The following is a 23,721-nucleotide window of genomic DNA, read 5'->3' on the forward strand; positions in this document are numbered from 1 at the left end:
CTGCTCCTCGCCGGCTATCCGAGCATTCTGAGTAAGCGAAGCGTATCGAAGGACACGAACGGACCAATAAATCCGTTCGTCCCGAGCGGCGCCTGTACACGCCACGGGCAGGTACCGGCTCGGCAATGGGGGCGCCAGTCGAGGGATCGTGCGGCGGCGATGAGGCCGTGGTTCGAGACGCATCCGAGCATCCTGAGCGAGTACCGCGAGTCGAAGGGTCCTCGCTCCTTTCCATGAACCCCCTCCGAGTTCTCCTCGACAGGGGGATGATCAGGGGGGAGATTGGGCGGTCGTCATATCGTTCTTCCTCAACTTTCAGGCAGAAGCATTTTGAGCTTCAGTCTGGATAGGCGTCACGGAGAACCCGAGCTGCTTGGCGAGTCGACGCATGGAACGTTGCTTGGTTTCCAGCGCCTGTGCCTCGTAGTACTGGAGTCCGTGTTCGACATAGTCCAATCCTTTGACCATGACGCGCCAGAACAGCGCCGCGAGTTTGCGCGCCAGGGCGATATTGGCGATCAATCCACCTCGGCGACCCGCCATCCGACGGTAAAAACCGCCCAGCGCAATGTGTTTGCTGCGAGCGAGGCTGCGGGCCATGACGCAAAACAGGCGCCCAGCACGATTACGCCTGCGCTTGGCCGAGCGTTGGCGCTTACCGCTCTGATGACTCCCGGGGGCCAGCCCGGCCCAAGCGGTGAAGTGTTTCTCGGTCGGCCACTGGGTCAGGTCGGTTCCCACTTCACCTATGAGTTGCAGGACGCTGTAGTCCGTATGGGCGGGAAGCACGGTGAGATCATTGCCTCCACACAGAGCCACCAGCATCGGATGCAGGTCATCGATCTGGGGTGCATTGGCACCGCCTCGCTTGTGCGCCTTGGACGGCGGCGACGTCGGAGGATCGACGTCGATCGAACGGAGCACCGCTTCGATCTGTTGGTCGCAAGCCCTGATCAAACGCTGGTAGTGCTCCCAGCTTTCCAGCGCCTGGCGCAACGCGAACAGATGCTCCTCGGCCCAGGTCCCTTGCAGAGAGGCTTTGATCCGTTCGGCCTTCTGCTGGCGGATCTGCACGTCGCACAAAGCCAGCAGTCGCTCAGGATCGCGTTCACCCTCGAGCATCGACCGGATCACCGCCATGCCGCTGCGGCCCACCAGGTTGCTGATGACATCGTGCAATTTGATGTTCATCCGCTCCAAGGCCTTCTGCAGATGCTGCACATGCCCTGCGGCCAGCGTGATGTGGTCCTGGCGCAGTCGCAGGTAATCCTGCAAGCGCCGGATCTCGGCTGGGGGCACGAAGCCTGCCCGCAAGAGTCCGTGCGCGTGCAACGTCGCTCCCCACTGGCAATCCTTCATATCCGTCTTGCGACCCGGCAGATTGCGGGTGTGCTTACCGTTGACCATCAGCACCTGTAGTTTCGCGGCTTCCAGCACGCTGTACAGGGGCAGCCAGTAGATCCCCGTGGCCTCCATGGCCACCGACTTCACCTTCTGCGACAACAGCCAGTCGCGTAGCTCATGCAGCTGTGCCGTGAACGTGCCGAATACCTTCGGCTCCCCCCCGGCAATCGACACATGCATCTGCTCGCTGCCGACATCCACGAAGGCTGCCAATGGATCCAATACCGGTAAGTGGGCCATCTTATAGCTCCTGGGAACGGGTCGATGGAGAAGGGGTTACCGCAAGCCCGGTCGTGTTCTGGGAAGACAAATCTTTCCAACGGGAAGCCAGGCTCACCATAATGCGCAGCAGCCCACGACCAGAGCCATTCTCACCACCGGGCACCCGGCACCAAAAGACATGCGGCCACGCTGCTTGCGGCAACACAGCCATGCTACTCGGGTTCAAGGTCCATGCGCAGTGCCATCGCGATGGCACAGGAGGCTCACCACGAACGGTGGCTGGGCTGCTCCTCGCCGGCTATCCGAGCATTCTGAGTAAGCGAAGCGTATCGAAGGACACGAACGGACCAATAAATCCGTTCGTCCCGAGCGGCGCCTGTACACGCCACGGGCAGGTACCGGCTCGGCAATGGGGGCGCCAGTCGAGGGATCGTGCGGCGGCGATGAGGCCGTGGTTCGAGACGCATCCGAGCATCCTGAGCGAGTACCGCGAGTCGAAGGGTCCTCGCTCCTTTCCATGAACCCCCTCCGAGTTCTCCTCGACAGGGGGATGATCAGGGGGGAGATTGGGCGGTCGTCATATCGTTCTTCCTCAACTTTCAGGCAGAAGCATTTTGAGCTTCAGTCTGGATAGGCGTCACGGAGAACCCGAGCTGCTTGGCGAGTCGACGCATGGAACGTTGTTTGGTTTCCAGCGCCTGTGCCTCGTAGTACTGGAGTCCGTGTTCGACATAGTCCAATCCTTTGACCATGACGCGCCAGAACAGCGCCGCGAGTTTGCGCGCCAGGGCGATATTGGCGATCAATCCACCTCGGCGACCCGCCATCCGACGGTAAAAACCGCCCAGCGCAATGTGTTTGCTGCGGGCGAGGCTGCGGGCCATGACGCAAAACAGGCGCCCAGCACGATTACGCCTGCGCTTGGCCGAGCGTTGGCGCTTACCGCTCTGATGACTCCCGGGGGCCAGCCCGGCCCAAGCGGTGAAGTGTTTCTCGGTCGGCCACTGGGTCAGGTCGGTTCCCACTTCACCTATGAGTTGCAGGACGCTGTAGTCCGTATGGGCGGGAAGCACGGTGAGATCATTGCCTCCACACAGAGCCACCAGCATCGGATGCAGGTCATCGATCTGGGGTGCATTGGCACCGCCTCGCTTGTGCGCCTTGGACGGCGGCGACGTCGGAGGATCGACGTCGATCGAACGGAGCACCGCTTCGATCTGTTGGTCGCAAGCCCTGATCAAACGCTGGTAGTGCTCCCAGCTTTCCAGCGCCTGGCGCAACGCGAACAGATGCTCCTCGGCCCAGGTCCCTTGCAGAGAGGCTTTGATCCGTTCGGCCTTCTGCTGGCGGATCTGCACGTCGCACAAAGCCAGCAGTCGCTCAGGATCGCGTTCACCCTCGAGCATCGACCGGATCACCGCCATGCCGCTGCGGCCCACCAGGTTGCTGATGACATCGTGCAATTTGATGTTCATCCGCTCCAAGGCCTTCTGCAGATGCTGCACATGCCCTGCGGCCAGCGTGATGTGGTCCTGGCGCAGTCGCAGGTAATCCTGCAAGCGCCGGATCTCGGCTGGGGGCACGAAGCCTGCCCGCAAGAGTCCGTGCGCGTGCAACGTCGCTCCCCACTGGCAATCCTTCATATCCGTCTTGCGACCCGGCAGATTGCGGGTGTGCTTACCGTTGACCATCAGCACCTGTAGCTTCGCGGCTTCCAGCACGCTGTACAGAGGCAGCCAGTAGATCCCCGTGGCCTCCATGGCCACCGACTTCACCTTCTGCGACAACAGCCAGTCACGTAGCTCATGCAGCTGTGCCGTGAACGTGCCGAAGACCTTCGGCTCCCCCCCGGCAATCGACACATACATCTGCTCGCTGCCGACATCCACGAAGGCTGCCAATGGATCCAATACCGGTAAGTGGGCCATCTCATAGCTCCTGGGAACGGGTCGATGGAGAAAGGGTTACCGCAAGCCCGGTCGTGTTCTGGGAAGACAAATCTTTCCAACGGGAAGCCAGGCTCACCATAATGCGCAGCAGCCCACGACCAGAGCCATTCTCACCACCGGGCACCCGGCACCAAAAGACATGCGGCCACGCTGCTTGCGGCAACACAGCCATGCTACTCGGGTTCAAGGTCCATGCGCAGTGCCATCGCGATGGCACAGGAGGCTCACCACGAACGGTGGCTGGGCTGCTCCTCGCCGGCTAACCACGAACGAGCCGGATGTCCTCTCCTAGACACTGGTCAGCCTCGCGCTCTCGGCGCTGCTTTGGCTGTTCAACCGCTGATCGGGCGGGAGACCGCTGTTCAGCGCAGCGCGCGATGGACGTAGAGGTCGTAGCGACTGTTCTTTTCTTCGACCACGTGCTGCGGAGCGGGGCCTGCGAGCGAGGCGGCGCCTTTCGGGCGCTTGACCACCACCCGGTGGGTGGCGACATCCAGCGCGGCCTCGAGCAGTCTCGGTGCATCGTCGTCGGTGTCGGCGAGCTCGCGAAAGAGCCGCATCTCCTTTTTCACCAGCGCGCGTTTGTCGCGATGCGGGAACATCGGGTCGAGATGCACCACCTGGGGAACCACACCGCTCGCTGCGACCATTTCGGCCAGCCGTCCGGCGGCGTCGCCATGGCATAGCCGCATCCGTGCGGCGATCGGGGCTACCTCGGCGGATAGCGCGGCACGATTCAAGCCATCCTCGAGCAGCGCGGCGATCGCGCCGACCCGTTCGATCATCAGCACCTGCGCGCCGAGGCTCGCGAGCACGAAGGCATCGCGGCCGAGGCCGGCGGTGGCATCGATGATCGAGGGGACGACACCGGGCTTGAAGCCACAGGCGCGAGCGACCAATTGGCCTCGACCACCGCCGAAGCGACGGCGATGGTCGGCACGCCCGGCGACGAAGTCCACCCGCACCGGGGCGCCGTATTCGGCCTCGCCGCCGGCGAGCTCGAGGCCGTCCGGCGTGAGGCGAAGCGCGAATCGGGCATCACTTCCGCACGCCAGCCCGTAGCGCGCCGCCAACGCCTCGATCCTCGCCGGGTCCCCTTGCAGCGCAACCAGATTCAATCGAGCGGACCGCGCTGGGAGCGACTGGCGACTTCGTTGCGCAGATAGACCGGCTGGACCTCGGCAGGCGGACGCGCCAGCCCCAGGAAGTAGCCGCGCGCGGCGATCAGCGCGATCGCGCGGGCATCGGGCTCGAGAGTGGCCTCGAACCGGGTGATGCGGGCGCGTACCCCGGCGTCGAATGACTCGAGGTGGCCGAATCCCGCGCCGGCGCCGAAGAAGTCACCGGGCACGGCCGCGGGCAGTCGCAGCGCGCTGGGTTCGATGACCTGCTCACCATCGAGACCTACCGCCTGGATCCAACCGGCTTCACGCTCGATGCGAAAAGCCCCGGTGTAGAGTTCGCCCATTCGCGCGTCCAATGCCGCCAGCACCAGTTCGGTGCCGTGGCGCAGGTATGCATCGAGCGCCAGCGCTTCGAGCGTCGAGACCCCGAGTAGCGCTCGCCCGGCGCCGAAGGCCAGGCCCTGGGCCACGCCCGCGGCGATGCGGATGCCGGTGAACGAACCGGGGCCATGGCCGTAGGCGAGGGCATCGATGCTCGAAAGCGCCACTCCCGCCTCACCCAGAACCGCATCCACCATCGGCAACAGCTTCTGGGTGTGCTGGCGCGGGGCGATCTCGTAGCGCTGGAACAGTTCGCCCCTGCCGCTGGCATCGCCCCGCCACAGCGCCACCGAACAGGCGCTGGAGGAGGCATCCAGCGCCAGCAGCAGGTGCTCGCTCATCGCTTGCCTCAGCCTTCGAGCACGGCGAGCAGCCGAGCGCGGATCTGCTCCAGATCGCCGACACCTTCGACGCGATGGCACTTCGGCGCGCTGTCCGGCTCGCTGGCCGCCCAGTCGCGGTAGTAGCCGACCAGCGGCTCGGTCTGTTGGTGATATGTATCGAGACGATGGCGCACGGTTTCCGGCTTGTCGTCATCGCGCTGGATCAGCGCGTCGCCGGTGACATCGTCCTTGCCCTCGACCTTGGGCGGATTGTGCTCGAGGTGATAGATACGCCCGGAATCGGGATGCACGCGCCGGCCGGAAAGGCGGCTGATGATCTCTTCATCGGGCACCGCGATCTCGACCACGTGGTCGATGGACACGGCGGCCGCCTTGAGCGCGTCGGCCTGCGCGATAGTGCGGGGGAAGCCGTCGAGCAGGAAGCCGTTGGCACAGTCGGGCTCGCGAATGCGCTCTTCGACCAGGGCGACGATCAGATCGTCGGAGACCAGCTTGCCTTCCTTCATTACCTGCTCGACCTGGCGGCCCAGTTCGCTGCCTTGTTTGATCGCAGCGCGCAGCATGTCGCCAGTGGATATCTGCGGGATCGAGAAGCGCTCGCAGATGAACTTCGCCTGGGTACCCTTGCCGGCGCCCGGGGCGCCCAACAGTATCAAACGCATTAGCCTGCGCTCCTTCGTTGCTCTACTTGGTATCAGCGCCCGTTCCCGACCAGGGGGCGAAGCCTTCAGTGCTCTCCCCGATGCCCAGCGGCGGTCGATGCTACGGGCTCAAAGCGGCGCCACGCGCAACGAAAAGCGGCCCACGTGGGCCGCTTTTCGCTAGGTTGTCGGTGCTGCACTGACCCGACTATACCGCTTGCCTCGATTCGACGCGACCCCGGCTGAGTGCCAGAATGCCGCATCTACGCTCGCTTCAGAGCACCAATCGACGAATGTCTGAGAGCAGCTCGGCAAGGAACGCGGTGAAACGCGCAGCGTCCGCGCCGTTGAGCGCCCGGTGGTCGTAGGAAAGGCACAGCGGCAGCATCAGCCGAGGCTGGAAGGCCTTGCCGTCCCACACGGGCTTCATCTGCGCTTTCGACACCCCAAGGATCGCGACTTCGGGCGCATTGACGATCGGCGTGAAGGCGGTACCACCGATCGAGCCCAGACTCGAGATGGTGAAGCAGCCGCCAGTCATCTCCTCGCGCTTGAGCTTCTTGTCCAGGGTACGCTTGGCCAGATCGGCGAATTCCACCGCGATCTCGAGCACGCTCTTCTTGTCCGCATCGCGCAGCACCGGCACCATCAGCCCGTCGGGCGTATCGACCGCGACACCGATATGGACGTACTTCTTCCATACCAGCTTGTCGCCATCGGGATGCAGCGAGACGTTGAACTGCGGGAAGCGTTTCAACGCATAGGCACTGGCCTTGATCATGAATGGCAGCGGGGTCAGCTTGGCTCCCTGCTTCGCCGCCTCCTCCTTCATGCTCTTGCGGAACGCCTCGAGCTCGGTGATATCGGCCTCGTCGAACTGGGTCACGTGGGGCACGTTCAGCCAGCTGCGATGCAGATTGGTCGCACCTGCCTTGAGCAGACGACCCATCGGCTTCTCCTCGACCTCACCGAACTGGCTGAAGTCGACCGCCGGAATCGGCGGAATGCCAGCCCCCGCGGCGGGTGCGGCGGCGGCGGCCGGTTTAGCGGCACCAGCCTGGCTCATCAACTGCTTGACGTAGGCGTGGACGTCCTCCTTGAGGATTCGCTCACGCGGACCGCTGCCCTTGACCTGCTCGAGCGCCACGCCAAGCTCGCGGGCGAGTTGCCGGACCGCGGGTCCCGCATGGACGACCGGCTTTGCCTCGCGCTGCTCGGCGCTGAGCGACTCGGTGCTCGGCTCGCGGGCGACGGCTGGCGCGGCTTCGGGCTGTGTGGCCTTGCCTGGCTCTGCCTTGCTGGGCTGTGCCTTGGGCGCCGGCTTGGCCGCGCCGGCCACCTCGATGTAGCCGATCAGGTCGCCCTGCTTGAGCGCATCGCCCTCCTTGACCGCGACCTCGACGACCTTGCCCTTGAACGGACTCGGTACGTCCATCGAGGCCTTGTCCGACTCGAGCGTCAGCAGCGTGCCCTCGGCCTCGATCTCGTCACCGACCTTGATCGCCACCTCGATCACCGGCACTGCGTCGTCGCTGCCGATGTCGGGCACCCGCAGCTCCTTGCGCTCCGGCTCACCGCTGGCCGCCGCGGCCGATTCAGGCTCTGCTTCGGTCTCGGCGCTTTCGCTCGACGCCTGCGCCTTGGCGGGCGCCTCTTCGGCCGGCTCGGCGGCACCTTCGCCTGCGATCTCCATCCGTCCGATCACATCGCCGGTGGAGACACTGTCGCCTTCCTTCACGCTGAGCTCGATGATCTTGCCCTTGTGCGGGCTCGGCACATCCATCGAGGCCTTGTCGGACTCGAGGGTGATCAGCGCATCCTCCGCTTCGACCTGGTCACCGGCCTTAACCGCCACTTCGATGATCTCGACCGCGCCCTCACCGATGTCGGGCACCTTGATCTCGACTTCGCGAGAACCGCTCCCCTGTGAGGCGGAGGCCGACGGCTGCTCGCGCGCCGGCTCCTCGGCCTTCGGCTCGGCGGCGGCTTCGGCCTTCGCGGGCGCCTCGATCTCGTCGCCGCCCTCGAGCTCGAGCTCGACGATTTCGTCACCGAAGGAAACCTTGTCGCCCTCTTTGACCAGCACGCGCTTGACCTTGCCTGCCTTGGGCGACGGGATGTCCATGGAGGCCTTGTCGGACTCCAGCACGATCAGAGTGTCTTCGGCAGCGATCTGGTCGCCTTCCTTGACGGAGATCTCGATGATCTCGACGCCCTCGCTGTCCCCGATGTCGGGGAGCTTGATGATTTCGCTACTCAAGTTCGCGCTCCTCTCACCACGCCAGTATCTGGAAACCCCGCGCGGACGCACCGCGCCGGGGTCTGTTCGGTCGCGACTCAGACAGTCAGCGGATTGGCCTTATCGGCGTCGATGCCGTACTTCTCCATCGCCTGCTTGACCACTTTGCGCTCGACCTTGCCCTGGTCGGCCAGCGCCTTGAGCGCGACGATGGTGACGAAGTAGCGGTCGACTTCGAAGAAGTGGCGCAGCTTCTCACGGGTGTCGGAACGGCCGAAGCCATCGGTACCGAGCACGTGGTAATCACCCGGAACCCAAGCACGCACCTGGTCGGCGTAGAGCTTGATGTAGTCGGTGCTGGCGATCACTGGCCCTTCGCGTCCTTCCAGACACTGGGTGATCCAAGGTTTGGCTGGCTCGGCGTCGACGTTGAGGAATGCCTGGCGATCGACCTCCAGCGCTTCGCGACGCAGCTCGTTGAAGCTCGGCACGCTCCAGACGTCGGAGGCGACGTTGAAGTCATCGCGCAACAGCTCCGCAGCCGCCTCGACCTCGCGCAGGATGGTGCCCGAACCCAGCAATTGGACCCGTGCCGCCGGCTTGGCGCCCTTGACCTCGGACAGCCGGTACATGCCACGCACGATGCCTTCCTCGCAGCCTTCCGGCATTTCCGGGTGAACGTAGTTCTCGTTCATCAGGGTGAGGTAATAGAAGCAGCTTTCCTTGTCCTGGTACATCCGCTTCAGGCCCTCGCGCACGATCACCGCCACCTCATGGGCGTAGGTCGGATCGTAGGTCCGGCAATTGGGGATGGTCGAGGCGATCACGTGGCTATGGCCATCCTGGTGCTGCAGCCCCTCGCCGTTGAGCGTGGTACGCCCGGCGGTGCCGCCGAGCAGGAAGCCCCGCGCCTGCATGTCACCGGCCGCCCAGGCCAAATCGCCGATGCGCTGGAAGCCGAACATCGAGTAGTAGATGTAGAACGGCAGCAGCGGCAGGTCATAGTTGGCATAGGAGGTGGCCGCGGCGATCCACGAGGACATCGCACCGGCCTCGTTGATCCCTTCCTGCAGGATCTGGCCCTTGCGGTCCTCGCGGTAGTACATGATCTGGCCGGCGTCGCTGGGCTCGTACTTCTGCCCTTCGTTGGCGTAGATCCCGACCTGACGGAACAGCCCCTCCATCCCGAAGGTACGCGCCTCGTCGGGAATGATCGGCACCACCCGCGAACCCAGCGCCTTGTCCTTGAGCAGACCGTTGAGGATCCGCACGAAGGCCATGGTGGTGGACACTTCACGGTCGCCCGTTCCCTTGATCTGGCTGGAGAAGATCTTGTCGTCGAGCGTGGGGATCTCAAGCGCCTGGAAGTCGCCGTTGCGCGCAGGCAAATAGCCGTTGAGCTTGGCCCGGCGCTCGTGGAGATAGCGCATCTCCGGCGTATCTTCCTCAGGACGATAGTACGGCATGCCCTGCTCGAGCGCTTCGTCGCTGACCGGAATGTCGAAGCGATCGCGGAACACCTTCAGGGCGTCCGCGTCCATCGACTTGATCTGGTGCGCCTCCATGTCCGCCTCGCCATGGCCACCGCCCATGCCGTAGCCCTTGACGGTGTGGGCGAGGATCACGGTCGGACGACCATCGGCGTTGTGGAACGCCTCGTGGTAGGCCGCATAGACCTTCTGCGGATCGTGGCCGCCGCGGTTGAGCTGGTAGACGTCCTCGTCGGACATCGACTCGACCATCTTCAGCGTCTGCTCGTACTTGCCGAAGAAATTGTCGCGGGTGTACTTACCGCCCTGGGCCTTGTAGCTCTGGTACTCGCCATCGACGGTCTCGTCCATGACCTTCTGCAGGTAGCCCTGCTTGTCCATGGCGAACAGCCGATCCCAGAGACCGCCCCAGACCACCTTGATCACGTTCCAGTCGGCACCGCGGAACATGCCCTCGAGCTCGTCGATGATCCGGCCGTTGCCACGCACCGGCCCGTCGAGGCGCTGGAGGTTGCAGTTGATCACGAAGATCAGGTTGTCGAGCTTCTCGCGGCGCGCGACGTGGATGGCACCGAGGGTTTCGACCTCGTCGCACTCCCCGTCGCCGAGGAAGGCCCATACCTTGCGATCGCCCATCGGCTCGAGCCCGCGCGCGTCGAGGTACTTCATCATCCGCGCCTGGTAGATCGCCATCAACGGACCGAGCCCCATCGACACGGTCGGGAACTGCCAGTAGTCCGGCATCAGGTAGGGGTGCGGGTAGGAGGAGATACCCTTGCCGTCGACTTCCTGGCGGAAGTTGTCGAGCTGCTCCTCGGTGAGCCGGCCTTCGAGGAAGGAGCGCGCATAGATGCCCGGGGCGATGTGGCCCTGGAAGTAGATCAAGTCGCCCTTGGTCTCGCCATTGCCACCGCGGAAGAAGTGGTTGAAACCGACCTCGTAGAGCGTACAGCTGGACATGTAGCTGGCCAGGTGGCCGCCGAGGCCCTTGTGCTTCTTGTTGCTGCGGATGACTTGGGCGACGCTGTTCCAGCGCACCGCCGAACGGATCCGCCGCTCGATGAACATATCGCCGGGCATCTTCGCCTCGCGATGCACCGGGATGGTGTTGCGATGAGGCGTGTTGACCGAGAAGGCCGGCTGCATGCCGTCGCGACGCATACGGTCCGCCAGTCGGCTCAGCAGGTACCGGGCGCGCTCGTCGCCTTCACGATCCATGACCGATACCAGGGAATCCAACCACTCCTGGGTTTCGATCGGATCGATATCTTCTCTTGCCTCGAGATTCATGGACGTCTCCGAATGGGAAATGAGGGTCTGTCACCGCAGAGCTTCGAGCGGGCGGCGCGCACCTTGGCACGTCGTACGGGAGCGAGCGACAGGGTCACCGGGCGAATGGGCGGGAACCAGCGTGGCCGGCAGGCCGCGTATCAGAGATAAAGCGCCACGGTAACGAAACGTTCGGAAAGATACCGCAATCCAAAAGGGCTGCCAATTCGGCCATTTGCGCCCAAGCCGGCGGTTTCACCGGGCCGAATAATGGATATGCATTCCGCAGTGGACGATACGCTCACGCCGGCCTGGTTGGAAAAAAAGCCTGGCTATCGAGATAAGGATATGCCGCGAATTCGGCAATCTTCGGCGAAAAGGCGAGATGCGCCCGATCCGGGTCGAAATGGCGCTTACCCGCCAAACGGGCAACGCCGGCCGCTCCGCTCGATCCCGGCGTAAAGATCCGGGCTGACGCGGCGTACCACACTCACCCGCACCGCTTTCAACTATGGAAACCACTTCCAATCATCCGGCGAAACAGCGCCCAATCGAAACTCGGCCCGGGATCATACTTTCGTCTAGGTGCAATCTGCTGATGGCTGAAGATTCGCCCCTCATTGAGCCCCGGATAGGCGGCGGACAGCGCGGCGAACACGGTCGCGAGCGCACGGTACTGCGCCAGCGTAAACGAGCGCTCGTCACCCTCGAGCTCGATGCCGATCGAAAAGTCGTTGAACCGCGAACGCCCCTCCCACTGCGACTGACCGGCGTGCCAGGCGCGACGATCGAAGGCAACGAACTGTACGCACTCGCCATCGCGACGAATCAGCAGGTGAGCCGAGACCCTGAGCCCCTCGATCCCTGCGAAGTAGGGATGGGCGGCGTGGTCGAGCGTGTTGGTGAACAGCCGCTCGATCTCGTCGCCGCCGAACACCCCCGGAGGAAGCGAGATCGAGTGCAGCACCAGCGCCGATACCTCGCCCTCGGGCCGCTGGTCCTGGTTCGGCGAGCGGCAGCGCCGCACGCCGCGCAGCCAGTGCTCCTCGACCGGCCCGATCACCGCCGGCATTCCGCGTACGGCTTAGCCGGGCTCGGACCGATGAGCGGACAAGCGGTGGCGAAAGCGAAGAGAAGCTGTGTCGACACGGGATGATCCAGTTGCAAAGCTTAGGAAACGTACGCTGAGAAGCGCTGCGACCATCGTCTAGCGTCCAGCCCATCGCGCACGATGTGGACACCACTCTACGCCAATCGGCCCGGTGGACAATCCTTGCGCGGGCACTCGTCCCTGCCTGGCGGGCGCACAGCCTGCATCCGGGCGGGATTCAACAACCTCCGAAGCGGCGCGAGGGTGCAACGAGCAGTGGTCGATTTCATCTCCTGACCGAACGGCGGCGAGTCGCGTATGATCGATGAACGGGTCCCAGGCGTATCGATGCGCCATCGCCCGTCCGTTTTCATTTCGTCTTGTACGCAAAGGAGTCGAGCATGCTGAGGATCTGGGGACGGGCCAACTCGAGCAACGTCAAGAAGGTACTGTGGTGCGCTGAGGAGTTGGGCCTGCGCTTCGAGCGCATCGATGCCGGCGGCGCTTTCGGCTTGGTCGACGGCGAAGAGTTCAGGAAGATGAACCCCAACGGCCTGGTACCCTGCATCGAGGACGATGGCTTCGTGCTGTGGGAATCCAACGCGATCATCCGCTATCTGCTTGCCCGCCACGGCGACGACTCGACGCTGCTGCCGGCGACTCTCGAGGGGCGCGCCAGTGCCGAGCGCTGGATGGACTGGTGCAGCTTCTCCCTGTCCGCTCCCTTCGCAGTGCTGGTCAAGCACCTGGTGCGCAGCCCCCCGGAGCGGCGGGATGCCCAGGCGGTCGTCCCGGCGGCGGCGAGCTTTGAGGCGTCGATGCGAATCGCCGATGCCGAGCTCGCGCAGTCTGCCTGGTTCAGCGGCGAGAGTTTCGGTATCGGCGACATCCCGCTCGGTGTACTGGTCTACAGCTGGTACGCCCTTCCCGGCCTCGAGCGCCCCTCGCTGCCCGCGCTCGAAGACTGGCAGCGCCGTCTCGCCGAACGCCCGGCGTTTCTCCACTGGGTCGCCGTCCCGCTGAGCTGAGCCCGAGCGCAGGCCCGCCCCGGACGGGGCGGCAACCGCCTGGCACCATGTTAGACTCTGGCCAAGCCCCACCAGCAGCCAAGCGACGCCATGACCAAGACACGCATCGGCCTGATCTTCGGCGGAAAATCCGCTGAGCACGAAGTCTCCCTACAGTCGGCGAAGAACATCGTCGACGCCCTCGACAAGACCCGCTTCGAGGTCACGATGATCGGCATCGACAAGCAGGGGCAGTGGCATCTGAACGATGCCTCCAACTTCTTGCTCGATGCCGACGACCCCTCGCGGATCGCGCTGCGCGAGTCGAATCGCGACCTCGCCGTGATGCCCGGCCGCAGCCATGGCCAATGGCTCGAAGCGGACGCAGGTGCGCTCGCCCAGCTCGACGTGATATTCCCGATCGTCCACGGCACCCTCGGAGAAGACGGCTCACTGCAAGGGCTGCTGCGCATCCTCGACCTGCCCCAGGTCGGCTCCGGGGTGCTCGGCTCGGCGATCTGCATGGACAAGGATGTGGCCAAGCGACTGCTGCGCGACGCAGGGCTGCAGGTGGCCCCTTTCGTCAGCGTCACCCGCACCCGCCGCGCCAGCCTCGATTTCGATGCCGTGGTCGACCAGCTCGGTCTGCCACTGTTCGTCAAGCCGGCGAGCCAAGGCTCCTCGGTGGGGGTCAGCAAGGTGGTCGACCGGGCGGGATTCGAACGCGCCCTCGATGAGGCGTTCTCATTCGATCACAAGGTACTGATCGAACAGGCGATCGAAGGCCGCGAGATCGAATGCGCGGTGCTCGGCAACGACGCCCCCAGAGCCAGCCTCTGCGGCGAGATCCTGCTCAGCGACGAGTTCTACTCCTACGACACCAAGTACATCAGCGAGAGCGGCGCGCGACTTTCGATTCCAGCCGAGCTCACCGACGCCCAATCCGAAGCGATCCAGGCCGTGGCGCTCGAGACCTTCGCGCTGCTCGAATGCCAGGGCATGGCGCGGGTCGATGTCTTCCTCACTGAGGACGACCGAGTAGTGGTCAACGAGGTCAACACCCTCCCAGGCTTCACCCGGATCAGCATGTATCCGAAACTCTGGGAAGCAAGCGGGCTCTCCTACAGCGAACTTCTGACCACGCTGATCGCACTCGCCCGCGAGCGCCATACCCAGGACCTCGCCCTCAAGAGCTCCCGCAGCGAGCGCTGAACGTTACACCGTCGCGCCCGCCAGGGCGCGGCGTCATCCGCGCGGTGGTCTCGCAACACTGCTCGGTACGGATGCCGCAGATCACCACCCGCCGGATGCCATGCTCGCGCAGCCAGGCCTCGAGTCCAGTGTCGGTGAAAGCGTTGTGAACCCGTTTAGTGAAGGTGACCGCTGCACGATCAGTGAACTCGAGCAATGGCGTGACCAGGCCGAGGGCTGGATCGAAAGGCGTACCGCCGCCCGGCTCGGCATGGAGGATGCGCACCAGGGGCATCGCCGCCGCGTGGGCTGCGTCGATCAGCCGGCGCAGAGGCGGGACGAAGGCCTGATAACGCTCTGCCTGCCAGTAGTCACGGGCGGTAAAGGAGTTCTGCGCGTCAATAAGCAGCAGGGCGGTGGCACTCATGGCAGAACCTCGGGGAGCGGCGGGAAGGCTTGGGCTTAATCGCCTGCGGCCCTCCCGCTCAAGGCACTGCGTCGCCGCTAGCGGACTTATCCGATCATGCTTTGCGGCGCTCGCGCGGTGGACAGGTGGGCACCCGTGTCTTCAGCGCTTCGACGAAGCGGCGGCGGTCGGCACGCGCCAGCATGCCGATCGGCACGACCCTGGCTCTGTGCCTGCCGTGGTTGAGCCGCAGCCTGACGTTGGTGACATGGCCACCGCGTTCGAGGCATTCGATCTCGTCGAAGCGCAGGCTGATCATGCGCGGTGAAAACAGCGACCCACCCATGTAGCGCAGCCGCTCGCGCTCGAGGCGCAGCGCCGGGGTGCAGCGCTTGCGCCGATGGAGATGATGAGCCAGCAGCGCAGCCCAGGCCGCCATCACCAGGACCAGCGGCAGCGCCTCGAGCAGGCGCTGCTCGCGAGCGGAGACGACCAGGATCGTCACCGCGCCAGCGAGCAGCACGCTCAGCCCGATACCCAGGATCACCAGGTTGCGCCGGGGCTCGCTGAAGAACTCGTCACCCGCTGCGGCGGGCTGCCCAAGGGAAGTCACGTGCTGATCACTCCTGCTCATCTGCTGGCGACCATCCGTTGCGAACGGTCGGTGCTTGGCGTTTGGTCGAAGCCGGCGTGGCCGAGGGTATAGCGATAGCGCAGGCGCTCAAGCACCACCCCACCGCGCTCGACCCGCTCGCTGGAAAGCCTGCGCCAGCCGAGGTGCTCGAGCCTGGGCGCGAGCACCAGGCTGGCATCGATATCGAGATGGGCGAGCTTCTCGGCGCGGGCCTGGTCGAGCGCCGCGGCGAGCAGGCAGGCGCCAATCCCGCGCCCCTGCAGCGAAGGCCAGACATAGAGCATGCTGATGCGGCCATGCGGCAGGTCGAGCTCACAGAAACCGACGCAGCGGCGGTCGAGGTCGGCGACCAAGGTGCGATAGCGCAGCTGGCGCATCACCCAGGCGCCGGGGTCGCGCGGCAGCGCGCAGGCCCAGGCCTCGCGCTGGTCGAGATCATAGTGGCCCGCGGCCCCGCGCATGATCGCGTGGTGAAAGACCTCGGCCTGATCCACGGCATCCTGGTCCCGGGCCAGGCGCAGGCGGACGCGTTCGAGCAGCGCATCGGAGGGACGATGGCGTTGAGGTTCGATCATCGGTCGTTCCGGTCGAAAAGACGTGGGTGCCAGCCGGCGCTGGCATACGCAATGGACCACGAATGCCGCGACGGGTTCGCCCGGCATGGGTGGAAGCACAGAGAGCCTACCCAACTCGTCGAGCCGACGCCACAACGCCGATCTCGCCGACCGCCGCCACTGCTTGCTAGACTGCGCGGCGATCCCCTCGACGTATTCTCGGACCCCGGCCATGCCCTGCGCCTCTCACTACGCCCTCGCGCCGATCGGCCTGATCGAAGGCTGCTACCCGGACAAGTTCGGCGTCCCTCGCCAGCCCGGGCTCGCCCGCGCCGCGACCGCGCGCCTGCGCCTGCTCGGCGAGTTCGCCCAGCCGGATGCGGTGCGCGGCATCGATGCATTCAGCCACCTATGGCTGACCTTCGTCTTTCACCTCAGTCCGCCCCGCTGGACGCCGCTGGTGCGGCCACCGCGGCTCGGCGGCAACCGCAAGACCGGGGTATTCGCCTCGCGCGCAACGCACCGGCCCAACCGGCTCGGCCTCTCGCTGGTCGAACTGGTGGGCGTCGAGCTCGATGATGGCGTCTGCCTGGTGCTGCGCGGCCATGACCTGGTCGATGGCACCCCGGTGGTCGACATCAAGCCCTATCTGCCCTGGGCCGACGGTGCCGAACACGCGCGCGCCGGCTTCGCCCCCGCCCCGCCCGAGCTGCTGCCGGTACGCTTCAGCGCCGAGGTGGAAGCCCAGCTCGCCAGTCGCGCCGATGGCGCGTCGCTGCGCGCGCTGATCGAGGACGTACTCGCCCAGGACCCTCGCCCTGCCTATCATCCCATCGATCCAGCGCGACGCTACGGCGTGCGGCTCGCCGACCTCGATGTCGGCTTTCGCCTCTGCGCGACGGAAAACGGCCCGCAGGTCGAAGTGATCGACCTGCGGGCCTGGAAACGCCCCTGACCGTCCCCGGGGCTAGAACATGTGGATCCCATAGCCCCACAGCAGCACGCCCGCGGCGAGCAGCGCCTCGAGCACCAGCACCCCGATCGCGAACGCGGAGCCGGAAACCACCATCCCCTCTCGGCGATCGATATCGAGAAAGTCGGGGATCCCCGCCTGGAGCAAGTAACCGGTGTAGCAAAGCGCCACCAGCCCCACCACCGCCCAGAGCAGCGGCGCGGGATAGAGCGCGACCAGCCCGCTCAAAAACAGCGGTGTGGCGATGTAGCCGGCGAACACCACGCAGCGCCGGTGGCTCGGCCGATCAGGGTAGCGCCTGGCAAGCCAATGGATCACCGATCCCATCGCATAGACCGCGGCCAGCATCAGGATGTAGAACACCACCCCGAGCACCACCGCGGTACCGGTTTCGATCCGCATGCTCGAGCCACCGATCTGCCACCCGACCTGAGTGGTACCGATGACCGCACAGATCACCGGGATGGCGGCCAGCAGCAGTACGTGATGCAGGTAGTGATGAGAGACGCTTTCGTGTTCACCGCGGATCTGGCGCCATTCGCGGTGCGGGTGGGCCAGCAGGCCCCATACGTGATTGACCATGCGATGACTCCTCACCCGCCGCGGGCCGCAGCCGGCAGGCTGGTGCGAAGGAGCGCGCCCGTGCGGCGCGGCGGCCCTAGACTTTTACTCTAGTCGCTCAGCGCGATCACGATGTGCGACCTTGGTCTCAGGCCAGCCACAACGACATCGGCCCCGGCGAGCGCCGGGGCCGATGTCTCGGGCCAGGATGGGAAGCATGCGGCTCAGCCGAAGTCGACACCGATCCGGCGACCGACCTCTTCATAAGCCTCGATCACACCGCCGAGCCCTTGGCGGAAGCGATCCTTGTCGAGCTTCTCGCGCGTATTCGCATCCCACAGCCGGCAGCCGTCCGGAGAGAACTCGTCGCCGAGCAGCAGTTCGCCTTTGTGAACGCCGAACTCGAGCTTGTAGTCGACCAGCAGGATGCCGGCATCGAGGAACAGCTGCCGCAGCACGTCGTTGACCTGGAAGGTCAGACGTTTGGCGGTGGCGAGCTGCTCGATGGTGGCATAGCCGAGCGAATCGGCGAGCGACTCGTTGATCATCGGATCGTGGAGGGCGTCGTTCTTGAGGAACAGCTCGAAGGTCGGCGGGTTCAGATCGCGTCCCTCTTCGATACCGAGCCGGCGGCACAGACCGCCAGCGGCGACGTTACGCACCACGCACTCGACCGGAATCATGTCCAGGCGCTTGACCAGGCTCTCGTCGTCCGAGAGCAGCCGCTCGAAATGCACCGGCACACCGGCTTCGCGCAGCTTGCCCATGATGAAGGCGTTGAACTTGTTGTTGACCATCCCCTTGCGTGCCAGCTGCTCGACCCGCTGGCCGTCGAAGGCGCTGGTGTCATCGCGAAAATGCATGATCAGCAGGTCAGGGTCGTCGGTGGCGAAGATCGACTTCGCCTTGCCGGCATAGAGTTCGTTGCGTTTTTCCATGGCGGAAATCTCCGAGGGAGGCGTTGGGCTATGCGTTGATCAGAGCACGCGCTCGACCGTGCGGTCGAGCCGCTGCCAGCCGATGCCACGGTCCTGGGCCGCGACCATCAGCCGCGAGGCATCATTGTCGAGCAGGGGTTCGAGGGCCTCGAAGGCCAGCTCGGGCCGGTTGTTCTTGTCCGACAGGTGTGAAGCGACGACGCGCTGCAGCCGGTCGGTGCCCCAGTGGCGCAGCAGCGCCACCGCCTGGGCATTGGCCAGATGGCCCCAATGCCCGCCGACCCGCCTTTTGAGGCTCGGCGGATAGGGGCCTTCGGCCAGCATCCTGAGATCGTGGTTGCACTCGAGCAGCAATCCGTCGCAGTCGCGAAAGCGCCGGCGCACATGGTCGGTGACATGGCCAAGATCGGTGAGTACGCCGAGCCGGCGGCCGGCGGTCTCGAACAAATACTGCACGGGCTCGCGCGCGTCGTGGGGAACGGTCACGGGATCGATCTCCAAGTCCTTGATCGCGAAGCGCTGCTCCGGATTGATCAAGTGGACCCGCTCGAGCCCCTCGAGCTTGCCGGCGAGCCAAGTGCCGGCGGTGAGATAGACCGGCAGCTTCAAGCGCTTGGCCAGCGAGCGTACGCCGCGCAGATGATCGCCGTGCTCGTGGGTGACCAGCAGCGCATCGATCCTGGTCGGATCGATGCCGAGCAGCGCCATCCGCGCGAGCGCGTCGCGCAGGCCGAAACCGCAGTCGACCAGCACCAGCGCCTCGTCGCTCTCGACCAGCGTGGCGTTGCCCTTGCTGCCGCTACCCAGCGAGGCGAAGCGCATCAGCGCAGGGTGCCAGCCACCGCCTCGAGAATCTCGCGGCTGACCGCCTCCGGCACCGGATTGCCCTGGTCATCGCTGACCGTGACGCCGACCCGCTGCGGGTCGAGACTGGCGACGTGCAGCCGATAGTCGGCGGTGGCGCCTCTCGAGAACCAGGAGAACCAGCCGCTGCTCTGCGCCGCGCGAGCATGGAAACGAATCCGCATCTCGCCACTTTGCTGGTCATGGTCGAGCAGGCGACGGTCGTCGCTGTCGAACGATTCGCCCAGCTGGTAGCTGAGCTCCGACCAAGCGCGCGGATAATCGAGCGCGATGAGCAGCCGCCAGTTGTTCTCGAAGGCATCGAGGCGCACGCGGTCGGCCTGGCTCAGCCCCTGCCCCGCCATCGAGTTCACCGACGACGCGCCGGTGGAGAAATGGCGTTCGAGCGCGGTGACGCAGGCATCGTCGGTGGCGTTGCCAGCAAGGCAGTAGACTTCGGTGGTGTTCGCTCGCAGCCCCTGGCGCAGCGCCAGGGTGACGTCGCTGGTGACGATCCGGCCCTGGGCGGGCTCGAGGCTCTGCACTTCACGGCCTTGGCTCGAGGCGAACTCGGTCAGCCGCGGCCAGACGCTCGAGGGCGTGCCCTGCACCACCAGCCAGCGCTGGCCATTGGCCTCGCGCACTTCGACCGGCGCGCCACGGCTGGCGGTACCCATCGGCTCGGGACGCGGCACCTGGAAGTTGTTGCTCGGACGAACGAAGCCGCTGGATGCGTCGGGCACCGGCATCGCATCCTGGAAGGCGCTCGCGTTGCGAGTCGCCGGCAGCTCGAGCGGCGGCGCCATCTCGGCATCGATGTATTCATAGTTGCGGTCGTGGAAGTAACCACCGCCACAGCCGCCGAGTAACAAGGTGAGAGGCAAGGCGACGAAGAGGGTCCGCTGTCTGATCATCACTTGACCACCCCAGCGAGCTGGAGGGTCTCACCGACGGTGGCATGGTACTTGTCCGAAAGCCAGGTCAGCGGCAGCCGGATACCGGCCTCCGCCAGGCCCATCTGATTGAGCGCCCATTTGACCGGGATCGGATTGGCCTCGATGCCGAGCACCGAGTGCAAGGGCATCAGCCGGGTGTTGATCTGGTGGGCGCGTTCGGCATCGCCGTCCATCGCCGCCACGCAGAGATCGTGCATCGCTTTCGGCACGACGTTGGCGGAGACCGAGATCACTCCCTGGCCGCCGGCGAGGACGAACTCGCAAGCGGTCGGGTCGTCACCGGAGTAGAGGGCGAACTCGCTGCCCTGGAAGTGCTCGATCAGCTCCTCGGCGCGCTCGAGATCACCGGTCGCTTCCTTGAGCCCGATGATGCCCTCGAGCTCGGCGAGGCGGAACACGGTCTCGTTGTAGAGATCGACCCCAGTGCGCTTCGGCACGTTGTAGAGGATCACCGGCAGGCCAGCCTCGGCCACCGCCTTGAAGTGCTGGTAGAGTCCTTCCTGGGTCGGCCGGTTGTAGTAGGGCGTCACCGAGAGGCAGTAGTCGGCGCCCGCGTCCTTGGCGTAGCGAGCCAGGTTGACCGCCTCCCAGGTGGCATTGGCACCGGTACCGGCGATCACCGGGATGCGTCCTTTGACCTCGTCGACGATGGTGCGGATGACATCGAAGTGCTCCTCGACGGTCATCGTGGTCGGCTCGCCGGTGGTGCCGGCGGCGACGATCCCGTCGGTGCCGTGCTCGAGATGGAAGCCGACCAGACGGCGCAGCGCGTCCCAATCGATTTCGCCGCTCACCTTCATCGGCGTCGCCAGGGCGACGATGCTGCCTGTGATCATCTCGCGAACCTCTCCGTATCGTCTTAGCTGAATGTCGTCTGCCGAACGCTGGCTGCGCGGGGCTTGCGCCGCGCTGTATGCGGTGCCGATGGACGGGGCTAAATGTTACTGTCGCCCGGAAGTAGTGTACAGCGACGTTTGTCCGCCGCCATGGCGGGCCCGAACCAACCCCAAGGAGCGATACGATGAGCCTGACCCTCAACCAACGGCTCGAGGACTTCAGCGCCCCCACCACCGGCGGCGGCACCCTGCGACTCTCAGAGCTCGCCGGACGCCAGCTGGTGCTCTACTTCTATCCCAAGGATGCCACCCCGGGCTGCACCACGGAGGGTCTCGACTTCAGCGCCCGCGCGGAGCGCTTCGCCGCCGCCAACACGCTGGTGTTCGGTGTCTCCCGCGACAGCCTCAAGCGCCATGAGAACTTCAAGGCCAAGCAGTGCTTCGCCTTCGATCTGGTCAGCGATCCCGATGAAACCCTCTGCCGCGCCTTCGATGTGATCAAGCCGAAGAAACTCTACGGCAAGGAGTACGAAGGCATCGAGCGCAGCACCTTCCTGATCGACGCCGAGGGCCGCTTGGTCAAGGAGTGGCGCAAGGTCTCGGTGAAGGGGCATGCAGACGAGGTGCTCGCCGCCGCCGAAGCGCTGGCCAGAGGCGAGACGCCCTGAAACGCGGCGACCTCACCCCTTGATCAGCACAAAGCGGAAATCCTCACCGGCCGGCTCACGCAGCTCGAGGCGATGACGGCTCAAGGCGACGAAACTGGCGATGTCCTCCCAGGCACCAGGATCGCTGGCCAGCAGTTCCAGCCGCTGGCCAGCCTCGAGCCCGACGAGCCCTTGCTTGGCCTTGAGCAGCGGCAGTGGACAACCGAGCCCGCGGGCATCGATGAAAAGATCGGCAGTGGGCCGTTCGCTATCGCTCATCCGCATCTCGCCTATGTGGGGCGGCTCGAAAACACCAGTCTTGTCTTCGCCGCGCATCGCAGGCACCTTGCCAGACCGACGCTGTCGATACCAGTATGCCCCTTCGCCGCCAAGGAGCCTCTTCCACATGCAGCCGCGCCGTTTCCCGCGACACCGCTCGCTGGTGCTCCTCCTGATCGGGACATTGAGCCTCGCCTGCTCAGCGCTACCAGCGCTCGCCCAGGTGTCTGGCAGCGATCGCGCGGTCGACGAGGCGCTGCTCGGCCCGACGGGGGGACGGTTCGACCTCGGCACGCCGGTGTTCACCCCGCCTCCGACCAACAGGCCGTCGAGCACCGGCACAGGCGGCCAGGGCGAGTACCGGCTACCCTCTCTCGGCGCCCAGAGCATCAGCGTCAATGGGATGGACGAAACCCGCCTCGGGCGCGCCTGGATGCGCCAGTTCCTCGCCCAGGTGAGCCCCTGGGACGACCCGATCACCCAACAGTATCTCGAGTCCGTGGTGCAGAGGCTGCTGCCATTCAGCGGTGTGGGACCGATAGACCCTGCGGTGCTGCTGCTCTCGAGCCGCCAGCTCAACGCCTTCGCCGTGCCGGGCGGGGTGATCGGCGTCAATACCGGGCTGTTCCTCTCCGCACCGGATCGTGACGCCTTCGCCTCGGTGATCGCCCACGAGCTTGGCCACCTCTCCCAGCGCCACTTCGCCCGCAACGTGCAGCAGGCCAGCCGCTCCCAGATGCCAACGCTCGCGGCGATGCTCGCCGGGATGGTGATCGCCGCCAGCGGCGCAGGCGACGTCGGTATCGCCACCATCGCCGGCAGCCAGGCGGCGGCGATGCAAAACCAGCTCGCCTATTCGCGCCAGTACGAGCAGGAAGCCGATCGCGCCGGGCTCGACATCCTCGCCAGAGCGGGCATGGACCCTCAGGCGATGCCGCGCATGTTCCGTGCGCTGCAGCGCACCGCGAGCCTGCAGGGCAGTTCGCCGCCGGAGTTTCTGCTCACCCACCCGCTCACCGAGGGACGGATCAGCGCAAGCCAGGCCCGCGCCAATCAGCTCCACGTCGCCTACCAGCCACCGGGACCGGAGTACGGCATGATCCGTGCCCGGGTGGTCCTGGCGATGTACATGGATGATCCGAGCCAGGCCCGCGAGCGCCTGCGCAGCGATCTTACCGACCCCGACGCGCTGGCTTACCTCCAGGCACTGACCCTGACACTCCAGCACCGTACCGACGAGGCGCTGGCCGCCTTCGATGCGCTCGCCGCACGCCAGCCGGACCTGCTGATGATTCCCGCCAGCGCCGCCGATGCAGCGCTCGATGCCGGGCGATTCGACGAAGCCCGCGCCCGGGCCCGACAGCTGCTGCGCATCGCTCCAGACTACTATCCTGCACAGGTGCTCGAGGCACGCGCCGAGCTCTCGAGCAACCCCTCCTCGGCCTTCGATACCCTGCGCCGCGTCGCCGAGCGCCGCCCCGACGATCCGCAGGTATGGGGGCTGCTCGCCGAGGCGGCCGGACGCGCCGGACACGAGGGGTGGGGACACCTGGCGCTGGCCGAGCAGGCGCAGCTGACCGGCCGGGTCAGTACTGGCCTGCGCCAGCTCGATATCGGCGCCCACGTCGCTGAGCAGAGCGGCGACTATGTGATGCTCGACCGGCTGCGCGCGCGCCGCGATGCGCTCACGCAGTATCGCCGCGACATCGAACAGTTCTGAGCCACGCCCGCTGGCGCGGCGTG

Annotated in this window: 22 protein-coding genes; 5 read left to right on the forward strand and 17 right to left on the reverse strand. The window is 65.4% G+C overall.

Annotated elements, in window-relative coordinates:
* Positions 1-315: 315 nt before the first annotated feature.
* From A5892_RS16060 to ampD, 8 genes are all read right to left on the reverse strand, one after another.
* The gene (locus A5892_RS16060; RefSeq protein WP_064122123.1) at positions 316-1,644 is read right to left on the reverse strand and encodes an IS110 family transposase; all 1,329 of its coding nucleotides are present in this window, start codon (positions 1,642-1,644) and stop codon (positions 316-318) included.
* A 581-nt stretch (positions 1,645-2,225) separates the two neighbouring features.
* Entirely contained in the window at positions 2,226-3,554 is a 1,329-nt protein-coding gene (locus A5892_RS16065; protein ID WP_064121411.1) for an IS110 family transposase, read from the reverse strand.
* 383 nt (positions 3,555-3,937) lie between these two features.
* Entirely contained in the window at positions 3,938-4,687 is a 750-nt protein-coding gene (locus A5892_RS16070; protein WP_082890631.1) for a class I SAM-dependent methyltransferase, read from the reverse strand.
* Between the two features lie 2 nt (positions 4,688-4,689).
* On the reverse strand, positions 4,690-5,421 hold the full coding sequence (gene tsaB / locus A5892_RS16075; protein ID WP_064123643.1) for a tRNA (adenosine(37)-N6)-threonylcarbamoyltransferase complex dimerization subunit type 1 TsaB: 732 nt from the start codon (positions 5,419-5,421) through the stop codon (positions 4,690-4,692).
* 8 nt (positions 5,422-5,429) lie between these two features.
* The gene (gene adk, locus A5892_RS16080; RefSeq protein WP_064123644.1) at positions 5,430-6,086 is read right to left on the reverse strand and encodes an adenylate kinase; all 657 of its coding nucleotides are present in this window, start codon (positions 6,084-6,086) and stop codon (positions 5,430-5,432) included.
* Positions 6,087-6,339: 253 nt separating this feature from the next.
* Positions 6,340-8,325, reverse strand: a complete 1,986-nt coding sequence (gene aceF, locus A5892_RS16085) for a pyruvate dehydrogenase complex dihydrolipoyllysine-residue acetyltransferase (RefSeq protein WP_064123645.1) — start codon at positions 8,323-8,325, stop codon at positions 6,340-6,342.
* 77 nt (positions 8,326-8,402) lie between these two features.
* Positions 8,403-11,084 (reverse strand): pyruvate dehydrogenase (acetyl-transferring), homodimeric type, encoded by a 2,682-nt coding sequence (gene aceE / locus A5892_RS16090; RefSeq protein WP_064123646.1) that lies wholly within the window; start codon positions 11,082-11,084, stop codon positions 8,403-8,405.
* A gap of 484 nt (positions 11,085-11,568) precedes the next feature.
* Positions 11,569-12,126, reverse strand: a complete 558-nt coding sequence (gene ampD / locus A5892_RS16095; RefSeq protein ID WP_223302708.1) for a 1,6-anhydro-N-acetylmuramyl-L-alanine amidase AmpD — start codon at positions 12,124-12,126, stop codon at positions 11,569-11,571.
* A gap of 428 nt (positions 12,127-12,554) precedes the next feature.
* Here ampD and A5892_RS16100 point away from each other — a divergent pair, with 428 nt between their 5' ends.
* The gene (locus tag A5892_RS16100; protein ID WP_064123648.1) at positions 12,555-13,181 is read left to right on the forward strand and encodes a glutathione S-transferase family protein; all 627 of its coding nucleotides are present in this window, start codon (positions 12,555-12,557) and stop codon (positions 13,179-13,181) included.
* 90 nt (positions 13,182-13,271) lie between these two features.
* Positions 13,272-14,372 carry a D-alanine--D-alanine ligase gene (gene ddlA / locus A5892_RS16105; RefSeq protein ID WP_064123649.1) on the forward strand — a complete coding sequence of 367 codons (1,101 nt, stop codon included), beginning with the start codon at positions 13,272-13,274 and terminating at the stop codon, positions 14,370-14,372.
* On the opposite strand, the gene A5892_RS16110 is transcribed toward ddlA, so the two are convergent.
* The 3 genes from A5892_RS16110 to A5892_RS16120 form a co-directional block, all read right to left on the reverse strand.
* Complete coding sequence (locus tag A5892_RS16110; RefSeq protein WP_064123650.1) at positions 14,347-14,778, reverse strand: cysteine hydrolase family protein; 432 nt, start codon at positions 14,776-14,778, stop codon at positions 14,347-14,349. The two genes, ddlA and A5892_RS16110, sit on opposite strands and share 26 nt — an antisense overlap.
* Positions 14,779-14,872: 94 nt before the next feature.
* On the reverse strand, positions 14,873-15,370 hold the full coding sequence (locus A5892_RS16115; protein WP_064123651.1) for a hypothetical protein: 498 nt from the start codon (positions 15,368-15,370) through the stop codon (positions 14,873-14,875).
* Between the two features lie 17 nt (positions 15,371-15,387).
* The gene (locus A5892_RS16120) at positions 15,388-15,966 is read right to left on the reverse strand and encodes a GNAT family N-acetyltransferase (protein ID WP_064123652.1); all 579 of its coding nucleotides are present in this window, start codon (positions 15,964-15,966) and stop codon (positions 15,388-15,390) included.
* Between the two features lie 211 nt (positions 15,967-16,177).
* Between A5892_RS16120 and tsaA the strand changes: the two genes are divergently transcribed.
* Positions 16,178-16,900: a tRNA (N6-threonylcarbamoyladenosine(37)-N6)-methyltransferase TrmO gene (tsaA, locus tag A5892_RS16125; protein ID WP_064123653.1), complete on the forward strand. Its 723-nt coding sequence runs from the start codon at positions 16,178-16,180 to the stop codon at positions 16,898-16,900.
* Between the two features lie 12 nt (positions 16,901-16,912).
* Here the strand turns inward: tsaA and A5892_RS16130 are convergent, their stop codons facing one another.
* The 5 genes from A5892_RS16130 to dapA all read right to left on the reverse strand — a co-directional run bounded on the left by A5892_RS16130 (position 16,913) and on the right by dapA (position 21,052).
* Complete coding sequence (locus A5892_RS16130; protein WP_064123654.1) at positions 16,913-17,500, reverse strand: Yip1 family protein; 588 nt, start codon at positions 17,498-17,500, stop codon at positions 16,913-16,915.
* 203 nt (positions 17,501-17,703) lie between these two features.
* A complete protein-coding gene (gene purC, locus A5892_RS16135) occupies positions 17,704-18,417 on the reverse strand; it encodes a phosphoribosylaminoimidazolesuccinocarboxamide synthase (protein WP_064123655.1) in 714 nt (237 codons plus the stop codon).
* Between the two features lie 39 nt (positions 18,418-18,456).
* Positions 18,457-19,239 carry an MBL fold metallo-hydrolase gene (locus tag A5892_RS16140; RefSeq protein WP_064123656.1) on the reverse strand — a complete coding sequence of 261 codons (783 nt, stop codon included), beginning with the start codon at positions 19,237-19,239 and terminating at the stop codon, positions 18,457-18,459.
* Positions 19,239-20,174, reverse strand: coding sequence for an outer membrane protein assembly factor BamC (locus tag A5892_RS16145; RefSeq protein WP_064123657.1), 936 nt, complete (start codon positions 20,172-20,174; stop codon positions 19,239-19,241). The genes A5892_RS16140 and A5892_RS16145 overlap by 1 nt, the downstream gene beginning before the upstream one ends.
* Entirely contained in the window at positions 20,174-21,052 is an 879-nt protein-coding gene (dapA, locus tag A5892_RS16150; RefSeq protein ID WP_064123658.1) for a 4-hydroxy-tetrahydrodipicolinate synthase, read from the reverse strand. Before dapA ends, A5892_RS16145 begins: the two co-directional genes overlap by 1 nt.
* 185 nt (positions 21,053-21,237) lie before the next feature.
* On the opposite strand from dapA, the gene A5892_RS16155 reads away from it, so the two are divergent.
* A complete protein-coding gene (locus A5892_RS16155) occupies positions 21,238-21,720 on the forward strand; it encodes a peroxiredoxin (protein ID WP_064123659.1) in 483 nt (160 codons plus the stop codon).
* A gap of 12 nt (positions 21,721-21,732) precedes the next feature.
* On the opposite strand, the gene A5892_RS16160 is transcribed toward A5892_RS16155, so the two are convergent.
* Positions 21,733-21,978 (reverse strand): sulfurtransferase TusA family protein, encoded by a 246-nt coding sequence (locus A5892_RS16160; RefSeq protein ID WP_064124562.1) that lies wholly within the window; start codon positions 21,976-21,978, stop codon positions 21,733-21,735.
* 127 nt (positions 21,979-22,105) lie between these two features.
* On the opposite strand from A5892_RS16160, the gene A5892_RS16165 reads away from it, so the two are divergent.
* The gene (locus A5892_RS16165) at positions 22,106-23,698 is read left to right on the forward strand and encodes a M48 family metalloprotease (protein ID WP_064123660.1); all 1,593 of its coding nucleotides are present in this window, start codon (positions 22,106-22,108) and stop codon (positions 23,696-23,698) included.
* Positions 23,699-23,721 lie beyond the last annotated feature (23 nt).

Source organism: Halotalea alkalilenta (assembly GCF_001648175.1).
GTDB lineage: Bacteria > Pseudomonadota > Gammaproteobacteria > Pseudomonadales > Halomonadaceae > Halotalea > Halotalea alkalilenta_A.

Bases quoted from the DNA above. Each gene is read 5' to 3' on its own strand.
- A5892_RS16060 (WP_064122123.1), bottom strand. From the start codon at position 1,644: ATGGCCCACTTACCGGTATTGGATCCATTGGCAGCCTTCGTGGATGTC.
- A5892_RS16065 (WP_064121411.1), bottom strand. From the start codon at position 3,554: ATGGCCCACTTACCGGTATTGGATCCATTGGCAGCCTTCGTGGATGTC.
- tsaB (WP_064123643.1), bottom strand. From the start codon at position 5,421: ATGAGCGAGCACCTGCTGCTGGCGCTGGATGCCTCCTCCAGCGCCTGT.
- adk (WP_064123644.1), bottom strand. From the start codon at position 6,086: ATGCGTTTGATACTGTTGGGCGCCCCGGGCGCCGGCAAGGGTACCCAG.
- aceE (WP_064123646.1), bottom strand. From the start codon at position 11,084: ATGAATCTCGAGGCAAGAGAAGATATCGATCCGATCGAAACCCAGGAG.
- A5892_RS16100 (WP_064123648.1), top strand. From the start codon at position 12,555: ATGCTGAGGATCTGGGGACGGGCCAACTCGAGCAACGTCAAGAAGGTA.
- ddlA (WP_064123649.1), top strand. From the start codon at position 13,272: ATGACCAAGACACGCATCGGCCTGATCTTCGGCGGAAAATCCGCTGAG.
- A5892_RS16110 (WP_064123650.1), bottom strand. From the start codon at position 14,778: ATGAGTGCCACCGCCCTGCTGCTTATTGACGCGCAGAACTCCTTTACC.
- A5892_RS16120 (WP_064123652.1), bottom strand. From the start codon at position 15,966: ATGATCGAACCTCAACGCCATCGTCCCTCCGATGCGCTGCTCGAACGC.
- tsaA (WP_064123653.1), top strand. From the start codon at position 16,178: ATGCCCTGCGCCTCTCACTACGCCCTCGCGCCGATCGGCCTGATCGAA.
- A5892_RS16130 (WP_064123654.1), bottom strand. From the start codon at position 17,500: ATGGTCAATCACGTATGGGGCCTGCTGGCCCACCCGCACCGCGAATGG.
- purC (WP_064123655.1), bottom strand. From the start codon at position 18,417: ATGGAAAAACGCAACGAACTCTATGCCGGCAAGGCGAAGTCGATCTTC.
- A5892_RS16140 (WP_064123656.1), bottom strand. From the start codon at position 19,239: ATGCGCTTCGCCTCGCTGGGTAGCGGCAGCAAGGGCAACGCCACGCTG.
- A5892_RS16145 (WP_064123657.1), bottom strand. From the start codon at position 20,174: ATGATCAGACAGCGGACCCTCTTCGTCGCCTTGCCTCTCACCTTGTTA.
- dapA (WP_064123658.1), bottom strand. From the start codon at position 21,052: ATGATCACAGGCAGCATCGTCGCCCTGGCGACGCCGATGAAGGTGAGC.
- A5892_RS16155 (WP_064123659.1), top strand. From the start codon at position 21,238: ATGAGCCTGACCCTCAACCAACGGCTCGAGGACTTCAGCGCCCCCACC.
- A5892_RS16160 (WP_064124562.1), bottom strand. From the start codon at position 21,978: ATGAGCGATAGCGAACGGCCCACTGCCGATCTTTTCATCGATGCCCGC.
- A5892_RS16165 (WP_064123660.1), top strand. From the start codon at position 22,106: ATGCAGCCGCGCCGTTTCCCGCGACACCGCTCGCTGGTGCTCCTCCTG.